Source organism: Massilia sp. W12 (assembly GCF_037300705.1).
Classification (GTDB): Bacteria; Pseudomonadota; Gammaproteobacteria; order Burkholderiales; family Burkholderiaceae_D; genus JACPVY01.
Genome location: NZ_CP147776.1, coordinates 2,912,333 through 2,933,826, shown reverse-complemented (window position 1 = coordinate 2,933,826; position 21,494 = coordinate 2,912,333). Strand labels below are relative to the sequence as shown.

General features: G+C 53.4%; 19 protein-coding genes. 10 read left to right on the top strand and 9 right to left on the bottom strand.

What is annotated here, in order from left to right; translation table 11 throughout:
• Positions 1-11: 11 nt before the first annotated feature.
• The 3 genes from V8J88_RS11725 to V8J88_RS11715 are packed head-to-tail and all read right to left on the bottom strand — an operon-like array spanning position 12 to position 2,486.
• Positions 12-383, bottom strand: coding sequence for an EamA family transporter (locus tag V8J88_RS11725; RefSeq protein WP_338849718.1), 372 nt, complete (start codon positions 381-383; stop codon positions 12-14).
• 2 nt (positions 384-385) lie between these two features.
• Positions 386-2,086 (bottom strand): glycosyltransferase family 39 protein, encoded by a 1,701-nt coding sequence (locus V8J88_RS11720; protein ID WP_338849717.1) that lies wholly within the window; start codon positions 2,084-2,086, stop codon positions 386-388.
• A gap of 31 nt (positions 2,087-2,117) precedes the next feature.
• The gene (locus tag V8J88_RS11715; protein ID WP_338849716.1) at positions 2,118-2,486 is read right to left on the bottom strand and encodes an Mth938-like domain-containing protein; all 369 of its coding nucleotides are present in this window, start codon (positions 2,484-2,486) and stop codon (positions 2,118-2,120) included.
• A 270-nt stretch (positions 2,487-2,756) separates the two neighbouring features.
• Here V8J88_RS11715 and V8J88_RS11710 point away from each other — a divergent pair, with 270 nt between their 5' ends.
• From V8J88_RS11710 to V8J88_RS11680, 7 genes are all read left to right on the top strand, one after another.
• Positions 2,757-3,986: a pyridoxal phosphate-dependent aminotransferase gene (locus tag V8J88_RS11710; RefSeq protein WP_338849715.1), complete on the top strand. Its 1,230-nt coding sequence runs from the start codon at positions 2,757-2,759 to the stop codon at positions 3,984-3,986.
• Between the two features lie 206 nt (positions 3,987-4,192).
• Positions 4,193-5,515: a homoserine dehydrogenase gene (locus tag V8J88_RS11705; RefSeq protein ID WP_338849714.1), complete on the top strand. Its 1,323-nt coding sequence runs from the start codon at positions 4,193-4,195 to the stop codon at positions 5,513-5,515.
• Positions 5,515-7,182, top strand: a complete 1,668-nt coding sequence (locus tag V8J88_RS11700) for an NAD+ synthase (protein WP_338849713.1) — start codon at positions 5,515-5,517, stop codon at positions 7,180-7,182. The genes V8J88_RS11705 and V8J88_RS11700 overlap by 1 nt, the downstream gene beginning before the upstream one ends.
• A 48-nt stretch (positions 7,183-7,230) precedes the next feature.
• Positions 7,231-7,569 carry a P-II family nitrogen regulator gene (locus V8J88_RS11695; protein WP_338849712.1) on the top strand — a complete coding sequence of 113 codons (339 nt, stop codon included), beginning with the start codon at positions 7,231-7,233 and terminating at the stop codon, positions 7,567-7,569.
• Between the two features lie 103 nt (positions 7,570-7,672).
• The gene (locus tag V8J88_RS11690; protein WP_338849711.1) at positions 7,673-8,740 is read left to right on the top strand and encodes a hypothetical protein; all 1,068 of its coding nucleotides are present in this window, start codon (positions 7,673-7,675) and stop codon (positions 8,738-8,740) included.
• A complete protein-coding gene (locus V8J88_RS11685) occupies positions 8,741-9,163 on the top strand; it encodes a hypothetical protein (RefSeq protein WP_338849710.1) in 423 nt (140 codons plus the stop codon).
• Positions 9,160-9,837 carry a hypothetical protein gene (locus V8J88_RS11680; protein ID WP_338849709.1) on the top strand — a complete coding sequence of 226 codons (678 nt, stop codon included), beginning with the start codon at positions 9,160-9,162 and terminating at the stop codon, positions 9,835-9,837. Before V8J88_RS11685 ends, V8J88_RS11680 begins: the two co-directional genes overlap by 4 nt.
• A 273-nt stretch (positions 9,838-10,110) precedes the next feature.
• Here V8J88_RS11680 and V8J88_RS11675 read toward each other — a convergent pair whose 3' ends face one another.
• From V8J88_RS11675 to V8J88_RS11650, 6 genes are all read right to left on the bottom strand, one after another.
• On the bottom strand, positions 10,111-10,557 hold the full coding sequence (locus V8J88_RS11675) for a hypothetical protein (protein WP_338849708.1): 447 nt from the start codon (positions 10,555-10,557) through the stop codon (positions 10,111-10,113).
• 4 nt (positions 10,558-10,561) lie between these two features.
• Positions 10,562-11,563, bottom strand: coding sequence for a M35 family metallo-endopeptidase (locus tag V8J88_RS11670; RefSeq protein ID WP_338849707.1), 1,002 nt, complete (start codon positions 11,561-11,563; stop codon positions 10,562-10,564).
• A gap of 403 nt (positions 11,564-11,966) precedes the next feature.
• Positions 11,967-12,719, bottom strand: a complete 753-nt coding sequence (locus tag V8J88_RS11665) for a fibro-slime domain-containing protein (RefSeq protein WP_338849706.1) — start codon at positions 12,717-12,719, stop codon at positions 11,967-11,969.
• 217 nt (positions 12,720-12,936) lie between these two features.
• Positions 12,937-16,002 (bottom strand): pullulanase-type alpha-1,6-glucosidase, encoded by a 3,066-nt coding sequence (gene pulA, locus V8J88_RS11660; protein ID WP_338849705.1) that lies wholly within the window; start codon positions 16,000-16,002, stop codon positions 12,937-12,939.
• A 100-nt stretch (positions 16,003-16,102) separates the two neighbouring features.
• Positions 16,103-16,555, bottom strand: coding sequence for a pullulanase-associated domain-containing protein (locus V8J88_RS11655; protein WP_338849704.1), 453 nt, complete (start codon positions 16,553-16,555; stop codon positions 16,103-16,105).
• A 119-nt stretch (positions 16,556-16,674) separates the two neighbouring features.
• Entirely contained in the window at positions 16,675-18,555 is a 1,881-nt protein-coding gene (locus V8J88_RS11650; RefSeq protein WP_338849703.1) for a carbohydrate-binding module family 20 domain-containing protein, read from the bottom strand.
• 451 nt (positions 18,556-19,006) lie between these two features.
• Here V8J88_RS11650 and V8J88_RS11645 point away from each other — a divergent pair, with 451 nt between their 5' ends.
• The 3 genes from V8J88_RS11645 to V8J88_RS11635 are packed head-to-tail and all read left to right on the top strand — an operon-like array spanning position 19,007 to position 21,480.
• Positions 19,007-20,041, top strand: a complete 1,035-nt coding sequence (locus V8J88_RS11645; RefSeq protein WP_338849702.1) for an alpha/beta hydrolase-fold protein — start codon at positions 19,007-19,009, stop codon at positions 20,039-20,041.
• Positions 20,038-20,976: an AraC family transcriptional regulator gene (locus tag V8J88_RS11640; RefSeq protein ID WP_338849701.1), complete on the top strand. Its 939-nt coding sequence runs from the start codon at positions 20,038-20,040 to the stop codon at positions 20,974-20,976. Before V8J88_RS11645 ends, V8J88_RS11640 begins: the two co-directional genes overlap by 4 nt.
• A gap of 39 nt (positions 20,977-21,015) precedes the next feature.
• Entirely contained in the window at positions 21,016-21,480 is a 465-nt protein-coding gene (locus tag V8J88_RS11635) for a hypothetical protein (RefSeq protein ID WP_338849700.1), read from the top strand.
• Positions 21,481-21,494 lie beyond the last annotated feature (14 nt).

Here is a 21,494-nt window from a genome sequence, read left to right as displayed (position 1 = left end):
AGCGGTGCTCCTCAACTGCGGGCCAACAAGGCGACCCCGCATAAAATAATGAAAATGGCCAGCATGCGCTGCCATGAAAGATGTTCGCCCAACAGCCAGACCGCGCCCACCGCGTTTACCACATAGCCCAGCGACAGCATGGGGTAGGCGATGGTGACATCGACGCGCGATAAGCCGATGATCCACACCACCACCGACAGCACATAGCAGGCCAAGCCGCCGATAATCGGCAATTGGGTGGCCAAGGTGAGGCCGGTTTGCAGCCAGTTGTCGGCGTTTAAATGAATTGCGCCCACCGCGCGCGTGCCGGCTTTGAGCAGCAGCTGGGCGATGGCGTTTAATAAAATGCCGGTGAAAATAAAGCCAAAGGTTGAGAGCGTCATGCTTATTCCTTGCCCGGCAGCGGGCGGTTCATCAAGGCCACGCGGCGGGTGTCCGCCGCCACCGTCCACAGCGGCAAACCCTGTTCTTTCAAGGCGCGCGCCACATCCGGGCGCGCCAGCATCATGGCCGGCGGGCCTTCGCGCCAGATCTTGAAAAACGCTTCGCGATGTGGAATCCATAAATGCGGCTCCTGGCTCAAGCCGAACGCCAATTCATCTTTGTGCTCGACTTGCACCATGGTGCGGCGCAAATAAAACGGGATGCATTGTTCGTACAGGCCAAAGGCATACAGCTTCATTTCCGGGCGCAGCTGGGCTTGCATGGCGGGAATGATTTCCATGCCTGCGCGGTGACGCCCGCCGGCCTCCGATCCTTGCACCATCAATTGGCCCCAGGCAAAACCGGCCACCGCCAACACCAGCACAGCGCGCTCGCGCATGCGCGGACTGTCTTTCAGCAGCCACAGCATGGCCAGCAAGGCGCCGGCGCCCAGGCAGATCAGCGCGGCCCAGGTCCAAGGCACGAAGGCGGCGTAGATTGCGGCTTCGGCTGGAATTTTATTCAGCTCCGGAATGCGTGAGATAAACGGCATGCCGATCAGGGCCAGCAACAGCGGCAGGCCGGCCATGGCCAGCAAATGGCTGCGTTTGGCTTCTTGCGCCGCCAGCGCCAGGAGCAGCGCCAGGGCCGGGAAAATCGGCAGAATATAAGACGGCAGCTTGGAGCTGGAATAGCTGAAGAAGAAGAAAATGAATACGCCCCAGATCAGCAGCATCAAGCGCGGTTGAAAGCGCCCGGGGTCGCGCTTGAAGCCTGCGCGCAAGGCCGCCGGCAACAGCGCCAGCCAGGGCAGCAGGCCGATGATCAGCAGCGGGATGAAGTAATACCAGGGGCCGTAGCGCTGGTGCACCTTGGTCAAAAAGCGCTCAAAGTGTTCGTGAATGAAGAAATAATGCGGAAATTCCGGGTTGCGCAGTGAAACCAGAATAAACCAGGGCGCGCACAGGGCGAAAAACAGCAGCAGGCCGCGTCCCAGATACAGCCGGCCCCACAACGCCCAGTCGCGGGTGATCAAGGTGTACAACACCAGCACGGCGCCGGGCAAAACAATCCCGATCAAGCCTTTGGACATGGTGGCGCCGGCCATGCCGGCCCAGCACAGCAGCATATAACGCATGCGTTCGCGCTCGCTGGCGCCTTCGCGCTGGGCAATCAAGAGCGCCATCAAAGAGAGCGTCATCAGGCCGGATAAACCCATGTCCAGGGTGTTGATATGGCCCATCCCGGCCCACCAGAAGCAAGCCGCCAGGATCGCCGCCGCGATCAGACCGGTGCGCTGCCCATACACCCGCGCCCCGGCTAAAAAGGTTAAGAGAATGCCGGCATAGCCGCACAAACCGGTCCAGAAGCGCGCCTGCCATTCACCCAGACCAAAAGCGGCGAAGGTGGCGGCGTTCATCCAGGTTTGCAGCGGCGGCTTGTAAAAATATTTGATGCCATTCAAGCGCGGCGTGACCCAATCGCCGGTGACTAACATTTCGCGCGCCATTTCGGCGTAGCGCCCCTCGTCGGTCGGGGCCAGGGTGCGCGCATCAAGCATGGCGAACCAGGCGACGGTAAACACGATCAACAGCGCCCACAGCCAGTGACGCGGGGTGTGCGGCGCTTGCGCACTGTGTGGCGTGATTTGTTGCAAATGCATCGGCTATCCCGCAAAAATCAGAAAAACAGAATCAGAGAATCAGAGCAAGGGCGACTTTGCGGCCCTCAGTCATCAAAATGTTATAGGTGCGGCAGGCCGCCTTGCTGTCCATGCATTCGACCCCGATGCGCTGCGCCGCCAGCGCAGCGCTCAAACGCGGATGAATAAAACGCTGGCGCGCGCCGGTGCCTAAAATCACCAGATCCGGCTGATGCGCGGCAATTCTGGCGAAATCGTCTTCACACAGCGCTTCAAAACTGGGGCCGGCCCAGGCCACCGGCGCGATTTCCGGCAATACCAGCAGGCTGTGCGCATAGCGCTGGCCATTGATGTGCACGCCCAGCTCATCGTAGCCGGTCACGGTCTGATAATGGCTGCTGGCAGTCTGATGCAATTTCATAGGTGGTTGCGGTCAAAAAATCTTGCTGCAGCGCACACAGGCGCGCCAAATTGCAGCGGAATTCATGCTATAAATGAGGCAAACTCAAGCTTTCCAGGCAGGAAATTTACGCCGCCCCGACGCCAAAAACGTGCAATTGTAGCCGTTTTTAGGCAAAACCATCGTCAGGGCAAGCGTGACGGAAAGCGCTTGCGGTCAAAAGATATGCGTGGCAGGGATTTTGAAAATCTCTGCCGCAGGGCAAAAAACAAAGCAAACGAAGAGGATATTTTGCGCACCATACAAAAATCGAGCAAGCTGGCCCAGGTCTGTTACGACATTCGCGGCCCGGTTTTGGATAAAGCCCGCCAGATGGAAGACGAGGGGCACCGCATCATCAAACTCAATATCGGCAATCTGGCAGTGTTCGGCTTTGAGCCGCCGGATGAAATTGTGCACGATATGATTCTCAATCTGCCGCATGCCGCCGGTTATACCGATTCCAAAGGCATGTTCGCGCCGCGCAAGGCGGTGGTGCAATATTGTCAGAGCAAGCGGATTGAAGGAGTGGATATTGACGATGTGTATATCGGCAATGGCGTCTCTGAGTTGATCGTGATGAGCATGAACGCGCTCTTGGACAGCGGCGACGAGGTGCTGGTGCCAGCCCCCGATTATCCGCTGTGGACGGCGGCGGTCAGCCTGTCCGGCGGGCGGCCGGTGCACTATGTCTGCGATGAGCAGGCTGACTGGTACCCGGACATTGAAGACATCAAAAAGAAAATCTCCAGCAATACCCGTGCGATTGTCATCATCAATCCAAACAATCCGACCGGGGCCTTGTATCCGACCGAATTGCTGCTGCAAATCATCGAAGTCGCGCGCCAGCATCAATTGCTGATTTTCGCCGACGAAATCTACGACAAAACCCTGTACGACGGACATCAACACACCTCGATTGCGTCGCTGGCTGCGGATGTGCTGTGTATCACCTTCAATGGCTTATCCAAAAACTACCGTTCCTGCGGCTACCGTTCCGGCTGGATGGTGGTATCGGGTGAAAAGCGCCACGCCAAAGACTATATCGAGGGCTTGAATATGCTGGCCTCGATGCGCTTGTGTGCGAATGCGCCGGGCCAGTTTGCGATTCAAACCGCGCTGGGCGGGCGTCAGAGCATTGAAGATCTGGTCGGCCCCGGCGGGCGCCTGCTGCGCCAGCGCGATCTGGCGCACAAGCTGCTCACCGAGATTCCGGGCGTGAGCTGCGTCAAACCCAAGGCCGCGCTGTATATGTTCCCACGGCTCGATCCGCGCATTTATCCGATCCGCGATGACCAGGAATTCGCCTATGAATTGCTGGCCGAGGAAAAGATTCTGATCGTGCAGGGCACCGGCTTTAACTGGGTGGCGCCGGATCATTTCCGCGTGGTGTTTTTACCCAATACCGATGATTTGAGCGAAGCTTTTGGCCGTATCGCGCGCTTTTTACATAACTACCGCAAACGCCACGGCACGGCTTAAGCCGCAAGCAGGCCGCTGCGGATGGCGCAACGGCCCGCGCCAAACCGTTGCGCCACGCGCGCTATGCTGATCTGCGCATCGAGGCCCGGGTGAAGGCCAACCCTGCCGCGCCCGTTTGCCAGCAAACGGGCGCACAGCTACAATCAACTTTCCACCCCGCTGTAAAGTGGCGGGGACGATGAATCCAACTTGAGAACTGATTGCTTATGAAACCTGTAAAAGTCGGCCTGCTTGGCATCGGTACCGTGGGTACCGGCACCTTTAATGTACTGCATCGCAACCAGGAAGAAATCCGGCGCCGCGCCGGGCGCGGGATTGAGATTGCAATGGTGGCCGACTTGAACACCACGCGCGCAACAGAAATTACCCAAGGCCGCTGCCGTGTGGTGGCGGACGCCTGGCAAGTGGTCAACGATCCCGAAATCGATATCGTGATTGAACTCATCGGCGGCTATGGCATTGCGAAAGAATTGGTGCTGGCCGCAATCGCCAATGGCAAGCATGTGGTCACGGCAAATAAAGCCCTGCTGGCCACACATGGCAATGAAATCTTCCGCGCCGCGCAAGATAAAGGCGTGATGGTCGCGTTTGAAGCGGCGGTGGCCGGCGGCATTCCCATCATCAAGGCGCTGCGCGAAGGCTTGACCGCCAACCGCATCCAATGGGTGGCCGGCATCATCAATGGCACCACCAATTTCATTCTTTCTGAAATGCGCGACAAAGGTCTGGACTTTGGCAGCGTCTTAAAACAGGCGCAGGAACTGGGCTATGCCGAAGCCGACCCGACTTTTGATATCGAAGGCGTGGACGCCGCCCACAAAGCCACGCTGATGGCGGCGATTGCGTTTGGCATTCCGGTGCAATTTGACAAAGCCTATGTCGAAGGCATCACCCGTTTGCAATCCTGCGATATCGCCTTTGCCGAGCAGCTGGGTTATCGCATCAAACTGCTGGGCATCGCCAAGCGCGTGCAAAACCAGGGCGCGGAAGCGATTGAATTGCGCGTGCACCCGACCCTGATTCCGGCCAAGCGCTTAATCGCGAATGTCGAAGGGGCCATGAATGCCGTGCTGGTGCAGGGCGACGCCGTTGGCGCCACACTTTACTATGGCAAAGGCGCAGGTTCCGAGCCGACCGCTTCGGCGGTGATTGCCGACCTGGTTGACATCACCCGCTTAGCCACCGCCGATCCGGAACACCGCGTGCCGCATCTGGCCTTCCAGCCCGACGCCATGAGCGATATCCAGATTGTGCCGATGAGCGAAGTTTGCACCAGCTACTATCTGCGCATGCGCGTCAAAGACCAGCCCGGCGTGCTGGCCGACATCACCCGCATTCTGGCCGATGGCGATATCTCGATTGACGCCATGCTGCAAAAAGAGCCGGGCGATGGCGAAAGCCAGACCGACATCATTATCCTGACCCATTTGACACGCGAAAAACATGTGCTGGCGGCGATTGAGCGCATGCAAAGCTTACCCACCGTGCTGGGCGCCGTGACCCGCATCCGCATGGAGGAATTGAACTGATGGGTGCAATGCAGCAAGCCGCCACGGTGCAAGTGGCCTTAGCGCAAATCAACAGCACAGTCGGGGCCTTGGCGGCGAATGCTGCCTTGATCCGCCAGCAAGCTGAGCAGGCGCATGCCGCCGGCGCGGATATTCTGGTGACGCCCGAGCTGTCGCTGGCCGGCTATCCGCCGGAAGATCTGTTATTGCGTCCCGGCTTCATCGCCGCCTGCGCCGCCCAGCTGCAGGAATTAATGCAGCAGTGCGGCGCATTACGCGGCCTGCATCTGCTGGTCGGCCACCCCCTGGCGCGCGATGGCAAGCTGTATAACGCCGTCTCGGTCTTGCATGAAGGGCATTTGCTGGGCGTGTATTGCAAGCAGGAATTGCCGAATAATGCGGTGTTTGATGAAAAGCGCTATTTTGACGCCGGCCATGTGCCGCTGGTGTTTGAAGTCAAAGGCATGCGCTTTGGCGTGAATATTTGTGAAGACAGCTGGTTTGCCGGCCCGCCGGCAGCCGCGCGCGCCGCCGGCGCGCAAGTGCTGCTGGCGCCGAACGGCTCGCCGTTTCACATGAATAAGCAAGACTTGCGCTATCAGGTGATGCGCGAACATGTTTCCAGTCTCGGCTTGCCGCTGGTGTATGTGAATCTGGTGGGCGGACAGGATGAACTGGTGTTTGACGGCGGTTCATTTGTGCTGGATGCGCAAGGCGAGGTCAAGGCGCGCATGGCGCAATTTGAGTCTGGCCAACTGCTGGTGCGCTTTGAGGCCCCGGCCAGCGCGGTCGGCCAGCCGCATCCCGCACCGCACATCCCGCCGCAAAGCGTGGCCCCGGACCTGGCCGTGGAAGCCCAGGTGTATCAAGCCCTGGTGTGCGGGGTGCGCGACTATGTTGGCAAAAACGGCTTTCCCGGCGCCATCATCGGCCTCTCCGGCGGCGTTGATTCGGCCCTGACGCTGGCGGTGGCGGTGGATGCGCTGGGCGCCGGCAAAGTGCGCGCGGTCATGATGCCATCCCCCTATACCGCCGAAATTTCCCTGCTGGATTCGCGCGAAATGGTGCAAACCCTGGGCGTGCAATACGATGAAATTGCGATAGCAAACGCCATGGAGATCTACACTGGCATGCTGGGGCCGCTGTTTGCCGGCCGCAAAGAAGACACCACCGAAGAAAACATTCAGGCGCGCATACGCGGCACGCTGTTAATGGCGCTTTCCAATAAATTCGGCAGCATTGTGCTGACCACCGGCAATAAGAGTGAAATGGCGGTTGGTTATTGCACCCTGTATGGCGATATGGCGGGCGGCTTTGCCGTGATCAAAGATTTGGCCAAAACCCTGGTGTACCGCGTGTGCGCCTGGCGCAATGCGCAAGGGCAGGTGATTCCTGAGCGGATTTTAACGCGCGCCCCCAGCGCAGAATTGCGCCCGAATCAAACCGATCAGGATTCCTTGCCGCCATATGAAGTGCTGGATGCGATCATGCAAATGTTTATGGAAGAAAACCGTTCGCAAGCCGAGATCATCGCCGCCGGATATACGCAAGCGGATGTGGCGCGCGTGACCCGCTTGATCCGCATCAATGAATACAAACGCCGCCAGGCGCCGATCGGCATCCGCATCACTCACCGTGGTTTCGGGCGCGACTGGCGCTACCCGGTGACGCAGCGTTACGCTGATTAATCTATATACCGCCGCATATTGTGCGGCGGTTTTTTAAGGAATTGCAAAATGAAACAAGTCACAGCCATTGTCAAACCCTTCAAACTGGATGAAGTGCGCGAAGCGCTGGCGGAATTGAATGTCACCGGCCTGACCGTGACCGAAGTCAAAGGTTTTGGCCGGCAAAAAGGCCATACCGAGCTGTATCGCGGCGCGGAATATGTAGTCGATTTCCTGCCCAAGGTGAAAATCGAAGTCGTGATTGATGACAGTATGTGCGACGCCGTGGTGGACGCCATCATCAAAGCCGCCCGCACCGGCAAAATCGGCGACGGCAAGATTTTTGTGCAAAATGTGGAACAGGTGATCCGGATTCGTACCGGGGAGACGGGGGCGGAGGCGGTGTGATTGGTGTAAATGGAGGGCATGTTTTCAAGAGATATCCCTCCAAAAAGAAGGTGCATAATTAATGTAAGATTGATTTTATTTAAGCGAATTTTGAGAGGGGAATATGAAAAAAGAAATAAGTAGAAAAAATGCAGCTTTGGATTTTATGAATGCATTAAAAGAGCGACGTGTGAATTTCAATGAGTTAAAGAAGGAGCTTGGAACTGTTTGCTCAGCAAAATTTGGAAGATCTTGGGAGGAATTTGAGAAATTTTTGAAGGAAAACTCTTCTAATTTTAATGTGGTTGATAAAATGAATATGATTTTCATGCAAAACATATTAGCTGGGAAGAAACGAATATGGATTTATTCTCTAAATGAGAAAACGATTGATGAGATCTGCAGGGCAAGTAATTTATTGGTTGCGGAAAAATCAATTTTTACTGATTCTTATCCTCTTCCAATCTTGCACAATAAGCACGAAACAGTAAAACCTGTTTTGGTCGATGTAATTAAGGAGGGAAAAGATTTTTCTCTTGTTTTTTGCTCTATTCGTTCTTATAAAGATAGTGTGGAATATGAATACGGTGAATTGGACAATGAAGTAAGAATGAAATTTGGTGATTTTGATACATTAAAAACGTACAAGAAAGTATATTTTCAGGCATATGATATCGTTAATATTAGGAGGTCAAGGAATCGGATTGAACTTTTGCAGGATTACCCTGAGAGAAGTCATGGAGACGATAATGACGAGTTTCCAGTGAAAATATGGAATTCTCTAAGCTTTCATTCAAAAGAAATTGCTAATATTGGAAAGACTGAACCAGAAAATGTATTTGGTGCTATTAATGAAATTTATATGAATAAAAAATTTGGAAAAATTTTGGAGCTTAAGTTCAGAACACTTGATGGCTCAATTAAGCATGAAAGAATGACAAAGCATAAAGAGGATTTGCGTGAGGAGAAATTTCATGAAGGAGGTGCTCAGGCTGTCGATAATAAGATTATGCCTTATGAAATTTCAGTTGTATTCGAGGAGGGAATGCAGTTTAATCGAAAGGTTGATTTGTCATTGACTTCTTCGATAAAGAATTTAAGTGGAAGAAGAGAATTATATTGTTTTGAAATAACATCGATAAGTCAGCTTGGCCAATTTGAGATAATAAATGCCCTCGAAGGGATTTTGTAAATGCCTTCAGATAATGTGGATTCGATTTCAGGGCGGTTTTCTGAAACCTGGAAAGAGAGGCCTGAGGCTGCTCTGGGGGTTCCTTTTTTGAATTACATAAAAGATAATATTTCTAATTCTTTTTTGCCATTTTCTGAATTTGTTTTTATTGCAAAGAAAAATAATATAGAAGATGTGAATGTGGTAATGAATGTACTGAATTTTTTTTCTGGAGATTGGATTAAATTGTTGTGCATTGGTTATGAATATATTGACCCCGATGGTGATGTTGTATTTGAATTGGATGAACAACAAGTGCATGATGTTTTTCATGGAAAAATTAACCCAATAACGCATTCATTTGACGAAAGTATTTATTCAAAAATATTTGTTTATTACTATCCATCAAAGCATGCAAAAAATATTTTTCGGGAGGGGGTATGAATTTTGAGTCGGGAGATAAGTTGTCGATTGAAAAAATCTCTAATCATATGCCAAATACGATTAGGGCTTTTAAAAGAGATAGTGTAACGACGTATGAGGAGTTTATTGATCTGCTTTATGAAAGCATGGATGAAGCAATTGATAAATTAGAGAGAAATCCTCAATATTATATTAACGATGATGAAGATAAATTGACATATAGCATTGCTACTCTGTTGCAGCAAATTGGTTATAACGCACGCCATGGCCATAAAAATGGAGGGAATATTGATCTTTTTGTTGAACATTCGAAAAGCGAATGGAGCTGGTGTGGGGAGGCAAAAATATTTAATCAGATTGATAATATTAATGAAGCTTTTTTGCAACTTACAACAAGATACCGAAATAACTCTGTAGAATATAACCAGAGAGGAATTCTAATTTACATAAAAAAACAGGATGCATCTAAATATCTGGGCCAGTGGCGTAATATGTTATTTGATAAGGATGGTGTTGAGATTTTGGAGGATGAGCGTAAGAAACTATTTGCATTTTTTTCAGAACATAAAGATAATTCATCGGGAGTTATGATGAAAATCCGTCATCGAGGAATTTGTTTATACCATTTGCCAGAGGATAAAAGTGGGAGAAGTGCAAAAAAATACCAAAAAGTGAGAGAATCGATTAGCGAATGATGTTTTTTCCTTCTGAGAATGAATGAAATTTTTATTACCTTATCGGAGTGTTGAAAAAGGGGTAATGGCTGGGTTTTCAACATGAAATCGAACTTTTTTAGAAAATAGACATATAAAAATATGGTGGTTTAATATCACCTTGAATTTTCATTTGTGGCTTTTGGTTTTTAAATTTTGGATGTAGATACTTTTTAATGTAACTACCAATTGAGAAAATTATTTTGTGGTGCAATGCCTACTACAATGTATTCAGTTGCACCTACTAAGTGAAATTTATTGTTTTAAGTCCTTGTTTAATATTTCCACGGATTTTGTGATTAGGTCTAGCTTATATTTTTGATACCGTTCGGTTGTAATCAAAATGCTATTGTTTTGAGGGCCAAATTCCATTTTTTTGATGTAAACATCTTGCACATCCCGTTCCTCATTTGTGTACGCAGTTTGATAAACCTGTTGCAGCCATAATTCATTCCCGCTTTTCTCATCAATTGCTTGGATGATTCCCCCTGGTTGTTGAAATCCACGATCCAAGCCATTGCGCAATTCACTATAGATAATCCCGTTGGCGCGTAAGCTATTGAGCTTTACGGGAGGGCGGCGTTTGAATGATTCTTGTGTCATGGGTTTTTCTCCAGATTGGGGTTGTTTTGCTTCTTGTGCATTAGTCTCATGTGCAACAATGCACAGGAATGCCATTAAATAAGTTTGTATTGTTTTCATTTCTTTAAAATAGAACTGATTCTAATGTGCCTTTGGTTAGCATTCCTGCCAGATCTGTTGCGAAGTATGCCCAACTGTCTGCATTGATAAGCGCATTTGCATCGCTAAACGAGGGGCCTGGCTTTAATCCACTATAATCATAGCGTTTGTCGTCAGTTTTGACAACTCGATGAGATAACTCATGGATGATTGTTAAAGAGCAAAACCAGAGTTGAGGAATTTTTCCTGCCTTATTACGTTTCCCGTATTCCATAAATGCCTCATAGATATAAATTACGGGTAATACGTCATCTTGATTTACTGATGCAATAACATCACTCATTGTGCCTTTTGCGCGCAGGTGAGGACGGTCAGAAAAAATAATGTCACCGCTATTACAAAGTCTTGCAATATTCTTGAAGCCTTGCAAAAGTGTTGTGATTGTTTCTTGCAATGACGCTTCAGATGGGCTACCGGAATGAAACCATCGTTTCACTATCTCTTTTGTTGCAATGCTTGGAGAGCTTAATTTATGGCAGGCATCTAATGCCCATTTACGAGAAAGTTGCAGTGCATCTGACATTGTTTTTCTATTGGATGGGCCAAAAACTTCCTCATCCTCTGCCAAGAGGGATTTAATTTCATCTTTTCGCTTTCCTTCATATAAATCAAAAGTCCAGGCAGTATATCTTTTCGGGAAATCCATCACCCATATGGTTTGATTTCCTTTCTTTCGGACTTGGTAGAAATGAAGCAGAGATTTATAAAGGGCGGCTGCTTGCTGAAAATCAATGGCGCTGGATTCGGCATAGGTCAAAAGCAGGTCATTCTTCTTTTTGGATTGTTGGCTGGATTCTTTTCTGATGGTTTGGCGGAATATATCAAATATTTGGCCGGAATTTTTCGATGGAGCATCACTTCTTATACCAATTTTGAATTTGATATGGTATTGCTTCCATTTTTCCGGGAAGCTGTCTTTCTTTATAACTTCATAGTTTTTTTTATGGACTTCAGTGAACAGATCCATGCTGACTCCAGATGAGATGTTGAGCATGAATTTTATCAATAATGTTGAAGTGGCAGAGATTTTAATAACAAAATAATACAAGTTTCCACTTGGAAAATTCCATTATGGAAAATTTAAAGTATTTATTCAGCCACTGCGCTAACAAGTCGGTTTATATCCCAAGCGGGTTGCAGCTTCATTGTGCCGAGCTTGTCGAACCATGGTTTTGCCGTTCGTGGTGAGCTTGTCGAACCACGGTTTTCCATGACCAACCATGCCCTTCGACAGGCTCAGGGCGAACGGAATCTGCTTCCTCCATCCTTATGAAGGCTAAACAGTCACAATTTAAAATGAAACAAGCGGCGCATCAGCGCCGCTTGTTCCGCTTGCTGCATCAAGTCTTGCCCGATGCTGGCGCTGCGCCTTAAGCCTTTTGCTTACGACGACGCGCCATAAAACCCAGGCCAGCCAAACCCGCCACCATCATGGCATAGGTTTCCGGTTCCGGCACCGGCGGGGTTTGCAGGTTCAGCGTGGTCGAAATCATCAGATTCGATTGCGTGGTGTGACGCTCTGCAAAGAAGAAATCAAAAGAGTAATTGCCAGCGGCTTTACCGGCCATGAATTGGTTCAGATTCACCGATTGCGTAGCCGCGCCGTGCACGCCGCCCAGGTCGATGCCCAGGCGCTTGTCGAAATACACCCACACGTCATCGTCGCCGGTGAAGGTGAACACCTGGTTCGGCTTGCTCGGGTCCCAGCCGAAGGTGGCGTGGATTTGATAGGTGAAGTGGTAGTTGTGCGAACGGCCCTGATTGCCCAGATATTGGTTGTCAATCGGGAAGAAGCTGTTGTTGCTGTAGGTGTAGATGCCGTTGCCATTGTCGTTCAGGGTCAGGCTCAGATTGCCGGAGCGGCTGCGGTCAGCCGGGGCAAACCATTGGGCGAAGGAATCGCGGCTGGTGATCGCGCCACGGCCCGGCGTCCAGTTGGCGGCCAGGGTCGGGCTGTTGCCAACCAGGGTGTCGCTCACCAGGCCGGTCACCAGGCCGCTGATGCCGCCTTCAAAATCCGGATTGTTCGGGGTGTGATCAATCACCGTGCCGGTCAAGGTGGTGGTGGCGGCTTGCGCTTGCGCTGCAAATGCCAGGATGCTGGCCAAGAGAATTTTTTTCATTGTTTGCTTTCTTGTAGAGGTGGGATGAGTATCTTGTGTGCAAATTTCCACAGGAAAATGCTAAAGACGGCGCATTATAACAATATGCAACAATTTCTTGCAATTACAGATAATGACAGGCGCCTCAAAAGGCGCCTGTTGCTGTGGCAAGGCATATTAAACTTCACTGTTGCCTTGGATTAAATATATTCCAGGTAAAATATTTTCTATCTGGAAACTATTCCACAAACACCGCCACCGTCCGCCCCGGTATATCCAAAACCCCGCTGGCGCTCTCAAATGCAGCTTGCTTGACCACTGCATCTGCGCCGGCCTGCTGCAGCGGATGCAGGCGCAGGGTTTTACCCTTTAACTCCGCTGCTGGCAGACGCTTGCTTTGCTTGTCGGCATTGATCGCCACCAATACGCTGCTGTACTTGGCGCCAGCCAAGCCGCGCCCGTCGATTTGCATCAAAATCAAGCCGGCGGCTTGTTGCGGCCCGGTGTTCAAAAAGCGCAGACGTTGTTGCACTTCAGCCCCGCTTTGCAGACGGAACAGGCGGCTGTCCTGGCGGATTTTGAGCATGGTCAGGGCCTGCTCTTTGGCAAACAAAATCGCCGCCTGGTCAGGTTTGATCAGGGCATTGTTCAAAATCGGCCGCATCAATTCCCAGTTGTCGCGGTTCTTTTCGGCAGAAGGCAGGCCGACGCCAAAATTATTATCGGCATAGCTGAAATCAAGCTTGTTGAACCAATCACCGGCATTGAAGCTGTCACGCTCTAAAGATTTGGAGCGCAAAATTTCCTGGCCGGCATGGATAAACGGCACGCCCTGCGATAAGAGCACCACCGCAGTGGCCAGATTTTGCGCGCGCACGCGCTCAGCCAAGGGGGTGTTTTGCGGCAGTTTGAAGGCGTTGATGTCAAACAGGGTTTGATTATCATGTGCTTCGGCGTAGTTAATCGTTTCGCCCGGATCGGCGCTATAGCCTGCCGCCATGCCGGCATAGTCGATTTCGCTGCTCTTTTTCAATTCGCCTTTGCGATTGATAAAGCTGTAATCGCGCAGCGTGCCGGCCAGGCCCACCCGCACCAGATCGGCCAGGCGCAGCAAATCATCCTGGCTTTGCGTGCTCTTGCCATTGTTGTCATATGCCGCGCCATTCGCAAAACCCTGTTGACTGAGCAGCGCTTCGCCGCCATCGCAGCAACCGCCGCCGCGCAAGGCGTCGCGCAGCCGGTCATTAAAGGAGCCGATGCCGCTGCCAAACATATTCGCCTGACGCGCTTGCACAAAGCGCGCGTCATTGCCTGCCGCGCCAAAATTCCAGGCTTCGCCATAGACATACGAAGCGCGCGCCGGGTCGGCTTCCAGTTGGCGTTTGACTTTCTGCATGGTCGCCAGGGAATGGAAACCCATCAAATCAAAGCGGAAGGCGTCCACCTGATAATGCTGGCGCCAGAGTTGCACCGAATCGAGCATCAGCTTTTCCATCATTGCGTGTTCGCTCGCGGTGTCGGAACAGCAGGAATCGGTCAAGATGCCGCCATTTGCATTTAAGCGCTGATAATAAGCCGGGACAATTTTATCCAGCACCGATTGCGCCGCCTGGCCGGAGGCGTGGGTGTGGTTGTACACCACGTCCATCGCCACCCGCAGTCCGCTGCCATGCAAGGCTTGCACCATGGCGCGGAATTCCTTGATGCGCGTCAAGCCGTCTTGCGCATTGCTGGCGTAAGAGCCTTCCGGCGCGCTGTAATGCAGCGGGTCATAGCCCCAGTTGAAACAATCTTTGTCGGCGCTGGCGGCAATGCTGGCTTGCGGCTGGCTCGAATCGGCCCCGGCGAAACTCACCGCCGGCGTGCTGCAATTGACTTCATCCACGGTGCCGATATCAAACGCCGGCAAGAGATGCACATGGCTCAAACCGGCGGCCTGCAATTGCGTCAGATGCCGCATGCCATTGCTGTTGCTCTCAGTGAAAGCCAGATATTTGCCGCGTTTGTCTGCCGGCACGGATGTGTCGTGAATCGAAAAATCCCGGATATGCAATTCATACACCGCCTGATCCACTGCCGCCAGGGGGCCGGGCAGAGCGTGATTATCCCATCCGGCCGGTTTGCTGGCGGCCGCATCCAGATCGGCCAGGAAGCTGCGCCGGCTGTTGGCGTTGACAGACAAGGAATAAGGATCTGTCACTTCATTCGTCACCACCTTGTTTTCAGCCCAGCGCGAAAAGACTTGCACGCTGTAGGTGTAAAAAGCGCGGTTATTCAAACCGGCGTCGTCAAGTGTGACAGACCAGATGCCGCTGGCGGGATCTTCCTGCAGCGCCAGCGTGCGTTTTTCTTCAGAGCCGGAGCTGGCGTAGAGATTCAGGCTGACCGCTTTGGCGCTTGGCGCCCACAGGCGCAGAGTAGGGCGGCGCTGGGCGTCAAAGCTGATGCCCAGTTGCTGCTGCTGCGCTGCGCTGGCGTACAGCGCATCCAATACATTCGCCGTTTGCAAGGAAGTGGCTTGCACCAGCTTGGCCGCATTCCATTGGGCTAGCACGACTTGTCCCTTGAGCATGGTTTTGGCGCGCGCCGCATCTGCAGCGCTCCATGTCAGGGCGGTGGCGTTTTTCAGATGCGGGAAGCGGCTTTGCAGTGCGCTGTTTAAGGAGGCTGCCGGACTTAAATTGATTTCGCCATCCGCCCCCTTGATGCTGTCGCCCTCGGCGCGGATGCCGCCTTGCGCCGCATAATACAGGCGGTAGCTGGCGCCGGTCGGCGCGCCTGGCCAGGCGAAAGTCTGCAGATCCAGCCAGTGCGCATTGGCGTTGCTGAAATTGGCGGCGGAAATCGCCGGCGCCTTGCTGTGCACTTCGCACGAGCCTTCCACCAGCCAGATTTCCTGCCCTTTTTGCCCCAGATCGGCGGCAAAATTCACGCTTTGATCGCTGCCGCAATTTTTATTGCCGTCGCCATCAGTCACCAGGAATTTGAGTGCGCCCTTGGCCGCGTCTGCGCTGATATCGACATAGCGCCCGAAGCTGTCACTGCCGGAAAACATGAAGCGGTCTTTAATCCATTCCTTGGATGGGGTTTGCGGCCCCTCCCAGGAAAACACGCCCCATTTATCTTCATCATTTTGTATGCGATGAAAGTGCACCCGCAATTTGCCGGCGGCCAGTGCGGCGGCGGGCGGGGTGTTTGGCGTTTGCGCCGTCTCTTGAATGCCGGGCGAGCAAGCCGCCAGCGTGAACGCCATACCGCTCAAGAGCGATAAGCGCATACTGCGAAAAAGTAATGCGATTGACATGATATTGCCTTCCAGGATCAAACAGCCGGCTGTGCGCAGCCAGGAGCAGGGATGCCGGTTGCCCGGCGTCAGGGGCGCAGCGCCCGCGCGGGCGCCGCGTTTATTCGGGTTGTTGCGGGTGAATCGTGCAGCTGGCTTGCGGAATCCAGATTTCCACCCCGCGCTTGGCGATGTCTGGCGGCAGCGGCAGATATTGATCGTCGCCGCAGTTTTTATGCCCGCCATCGCTGGAGACTAAGAAGCGGAATTCAGTCTTGCCAGAGGCTAAGGGAATATCAACATAATGTCCCCAGGGGCCGGGCGTGCTGAATAAAAAGCGGTCGGCAATCCATTTCTTGCTGGGCTGCTGCGGCCCTTCCCAGGCGTACACGCCCCATCGCTGTTGATCGCCATTGCTGCGCTTGTAGTGCACGCGCACCGTGTTGGCCGGCGGCGGACTCAGCTTGGCGGCGGCAGACGCGGCGGCAGATGCGGCGGCTGATGCTGCGGCAGATGCGCTGGCTGCGCCCGGCAGCAGGCAGGCGGCCAGCAAAAGACTTGTGATGATGCGCATTGCTATCGTTGCTCCATAAAACAGGGTGAGTGGCGGGCCGCATGGCCCGGTGTTTGATCCGGGCCATATTGTAAGGGCTGGCGGCGGCGCCAAACTGCGATCAGCGCCGCCCCATTTGCTTAAAACTGGAAGCTGCCCACGTCCAGCGTCATGCTGCTGCCGCAAGCGCCAGTTTTGAATTCACGGTTTTTGCTGGTCGTGGCCTGGTCGCGTTCCCACACATTCGCCACCCCGCCGCCGCTCTTCATGAACTTGAATTGCACAGCCGTATTGGCCGGCAAGGCAATCACTTTCGACCAGGGCGCATTCGCGCCGCTGCCTTCAATCGTCAGCAGATTGGCCGAGGTCGGCGTCCAGTTGCCCAGTTCGGCGCGGTTTCCTGCGACGTACACATTCTGTCCCCATACCGTGTTGGCGTTGGCGACGCGGAATTTGACTTGCACCGGATTGCAGGTGGTGGCGTTGACTTTCTGCTCGGCATACAGCGCGATGGCCGGGGTCTTGCCGGAGGCGTGTCCCGGTACAGTGACGTTAATGCGGCCATTCGCATCCACCACCACGCTGTCGCCGCTGCAAGCGGTTTTCGCCGCATTCGCCACGCCGTTTACGACATTGCAATACACCCCGGCTGGCAGCATGGTGGCTGCGCTCAAGCTCCAATTCGCCGCATCATTATTCAGCGCCACATAACCCTTGGCCCCGCGTGCATAGGCGATTTGGTTTTGGTTGCCGGTGACAAACATATCCACCCCGGTTCCTGCCGTGTAAGAGCGGAACTTGACCATATTCGCCAGATTGCTCCAGCGGTGCACAAAGTCCCAGGCTTGATTGATGAGCGGATTGCCATTTGCATCAAACGGGCTGGCCGTCGGCGCATCCTGGTCGTGGTGGGTGAAATTGAAACCGGAATGCAATTGCGCATGCCCATATGGCCAGCTGAGCATGAAAATATTCGCCAGGTCATAGCGTTTATTGCCATTGCTGTCATTCGCAGGTTCGGATTTATTCGAGGTGGTGAGCGAAGAACCATTGCGCTCGGTATCCCAGTTGTTGACAAACACCGTGGCTTTGGATGAATCAATAAAGCCCCAGGTTCCGCCCCAGTTGCCGGGCGTGCCCATTACTGTCCGCACTTGCGACAGGGTCAAGCCGTACACATTGCGGAACAGACCTTTGACGGCGTAGGGGAATTGGAATTCATTTAATGTGCCAGCCGGAAAGTATTCGCTGCGCACCACATTGCCGTCTGGAATCACTTCCTGCGTGATCCATAATGCCTCGCCGGCATTGCTGGTCTTGGGAATTGCCGCCACCAGCGCTTGCACATCCGAGGGATGCATATGTTTGGCGGCGTCAAAGCGGAAACCATCCACCCCCATGGCCAGCAATTTTTTCAGATAATTCACCAATTCGGTGCGCACATAGGCCGATTCAGTCTTCAAATCGGGCAATTTCACCAAACGGCAATTCATCACCGCATTGCGGTTGCCGGGCGAGCCGTAGTCGCCATCGGCGATATCGCAAGCCGGATGAAAATCACTGGCGCTGAAACGCGGGTAGGTGAAGGTGGCGGCATTGAAAGCAAAGCCGGCGGTGGAAACCCCGCTGCCGGCGGCCAAATGATTGCCCACCACATCCACATACACCCGCACCCCGGCGTTGTGACAGGTGTTGATCATCGCTTGCAACTCGGCTTCATTCCCCATTTTGCTGGTGAAGTTGGTGAAGTCCACCGGCTGATACATATCCCACCAGGCCGTGCCTTTGAAGGCCGAGGTGGGCGGCGAGATTTGCACCGCGCCAAAACCTTTCGGGCCTAAGAAGTTGCTGCATTCGCGCGCAATGTCTTTCCATTTCCAATGGAACATTTGCACCGAGGTTTGATTGGAATTGAATGCCGCCTGCGCCGGCATGGCCAGACAGACGCCTGCGCCCAAAAGTGCAGCCCAAAGCGCTTTGAATTTTGCGCCGGCGGAAATTACCTGTTTTGCTTGTCTCATTTCTATTCTTCCTCTTTCTTGTGTTTGGGAATGGTGTGCGGGGCGGCGGGCGCTTGGCTGTTGTTGTATAGACATACTCTCGCCCGCGCAGATAACGTTTTAGCAAGGCAAACGCGATCAGCGCAGGCAAGTTAGCACAGAACTTGGTGGAAAATTTGATTTTTTGTGCGCAAAGACATGCCAATGCAAGCGCTTGCGTTGGCACTTAATGGAAGTGAGTTGTAAAGATGAGACGAAAAAATACAGGAATGACAAGTTTTGCACTGTTTCTGTGCAATATCCTCCCATCTTGGCGCAGCAGACTCATGCAGCGCTTCTTCTGGCTTCATTTGCAAGTTCCGTGCCATCTTTTTGCACGCTTGAGCCGGCATCTGAAAAAATGCTGTTCAAAGCGGTTTGAATGGTGTCGCGGGGCAGTGTATGATGGCGCAGCCACCACCACCCAAATCCCATGTTCCAGCTTTTACACACGCACGCCGCGCTCAATGGCAGCTTGTTGCCGGCGCAATTTTCTCTGTATGCGCCAACTGCGCAGGCGGTCGCCTTGGTGGGGGAAATGACGCACTGGTTAAGTGCGCCGCTGCCCATGCAGCGCGGCGCGGACGGGGTGTGGCGCATCAGTCTGCATTTGCGCCCCGGCCAGTGGCTTTACAAATTTGTCTGCGACGGGTGCTTAATCTGTGATCCGGCTTGCGCTTTGAGTGTGGCCGATGGTTTGGGCGGGCAGCAATCCTGCTTGCTGTTGGGGCAGGGCGATTGGAGCGAGTACGCCGGGTGCGACTATGGCGCATGGCAAACCCTGTCTTGTCCCAGCCGCCATTTGCCGGGGGCCAGCATGGAACTCTGGCGCCCTGCGGGTGCGCATGGCGCGCTGCCGGTTTTGTTTTTACTGCACGGCTACCGCATGCAGTCCAATCAATGGCGCGCGAATGGCCGGATTGCGCAATTCGCCGCCAATTTGATGCGCCAAGCGATGCTGCCGCCGTGTATGCTGGCCTTGCCCTGTGTGGTGGAACACAGCCGCCAAGCCGCCTGGCAAGCCTGGTTTTTACAGGAGGCGCCGGCCTGGCTGGCGGAGTGCGGCGCGGCCCTGTCCCCCGGGCAATCTGTGCTGGCCGGGATGGCGCAATATGATGTGCACGCGCTCGCGTTGGCGCTTGCCGCGCCCGGCCAATTCGGCCAGGTCTTAGCGCTCTCGTGTTTTTTTTCGCAAAACTGGCTGCAGCAATTAGCGCATGATTTGCCGGCCTGGCTGGCGGCGCATGCGCCGCAGGGCGGCTTGCCCTTCGACTTGCAACTGTATTGCGGCGCACAAGATTATGTCGCGCCGCGCAATGCGCGCTTGTTGGAAATTTTGCAGGAAAATGGTTTGCAAGCGCCCTGGCGCCGTTTTGCCGGCGGTCATACCTGGCATGATTGGATGGGCGCAACGCGCGCCATCTTGCTGCAAGCCGGGCAGTTTTTTGCCAGCCGCGCCGGGTCATGATGGATGCTGATGGCTTAAGCCGCGCCAATTTGCAGCTGCCGCCGCTCTTGCAGCGCATGCAGGCTGTGATCGAACACATCGAAGCCCATTTGCATGAGGCGCTGCCAATGGCGGAGCTGGCTGTGGTTTCCGGTCTGTCCCAGTGGCATTTTCAGCGCGTGTTTCACGCCTGTCTTGGCGAAACCGTGAAAACCTACATCCGGCAGCGCCGCTTGAGTCAGGCCGCGCACAGCTTGTTGCACAGCCGGCGCAGCGTTTTGGAGATTGCGTTGTGCGCAGGCTTTGATTCCAATGAGGCATTTACGCGCGCCTTCCGGGCATGGGCCGGTTGCACCCCGCGCGCCTGGCGTCAAGGCCAGGGCGTAACCGAGCAAGCCTTGCTGCCGCGTTTCAAAGCGCAAATCGGTCAGGATTATTTGCAGCATTTGAATGAAAATTTGCAGCTGGAGCCGGATTTGCGCTATCAGCCTGCGCAGCAGATTGTCGGTTTTACCCGCCGTTTGCAATTGCAGGGCGCCGGGGTGGATTTGTTGGCAATGCTGGCGCCGTGCTGGCGCGAATGGCGCAGCCGGCTGGAGGAGATTCCGCACCGTTCTGATACGCGTGTGTGCCTGATCTTGGAATTGCTGGCTATGAGCGATACGGCATGCCAGTTGCAAGTCTGGCTGGGCGCGCCGGTCAACGCGCTTGGCCGCTTGCCGTCCGGCATGGCTTGCGTGGATCGTCCCGCCGGCTGGCAGGCGGTGTTTCAGCACAAAGGGGCCGGCCCGGCCTGGGAATACACTATGCAATACATTTTCGGCGCCTGGCTGCCGCGCAGCAATTGCCAATTGGCGCCTGTCCCTGGTCTGTGTCTGTTTGCGCCTGAACAGGCGCCGTTTGAAGCGGCGCCGGTGCTGGAATATTGTCTGCCTTTGCTATCTTCTTCAAGCTGAAATGGGTCGTAATTGCATTTTTTTGCATTGACGGAGAAAATGAGGTTTTACTATCAATCGGGAGCAAAAATCATGCCGGGATGGAAACCTACGGGAGGCCGCGACTCCTTGTTGGATACGCGTTTGAATGCAGGCATATGGAATGGTAAGCCGATTTATATTCATGTGACTTCGGCTGCGGGTTATGCGGCGATTAATGGCGCAATGCGCATCAATGCTACACGGCCAGGCGGAAAGAACGGGATATATTTGAATCCGGTCAGTCAGTGTTTCAGCCCGAATGATGCGTTTACCTTACTTTTTTTTGAGAATGAATTGTACCGGGACAGCGCCAGCCATTGTCTGGTGTTTGCCTTTAATGATCATGCGCATGTCGAAGATAATCCCATCAGCCATGGCAGCTGGGTGCGTGAAGTGATCTATCGGAATGACATCACCTTCTCCGACATCACTATCCTGTATCGAGGTCCGAATATTTTTGAGGATGGTAATTGGCAGTCATAGATGTGCTCTGCCCC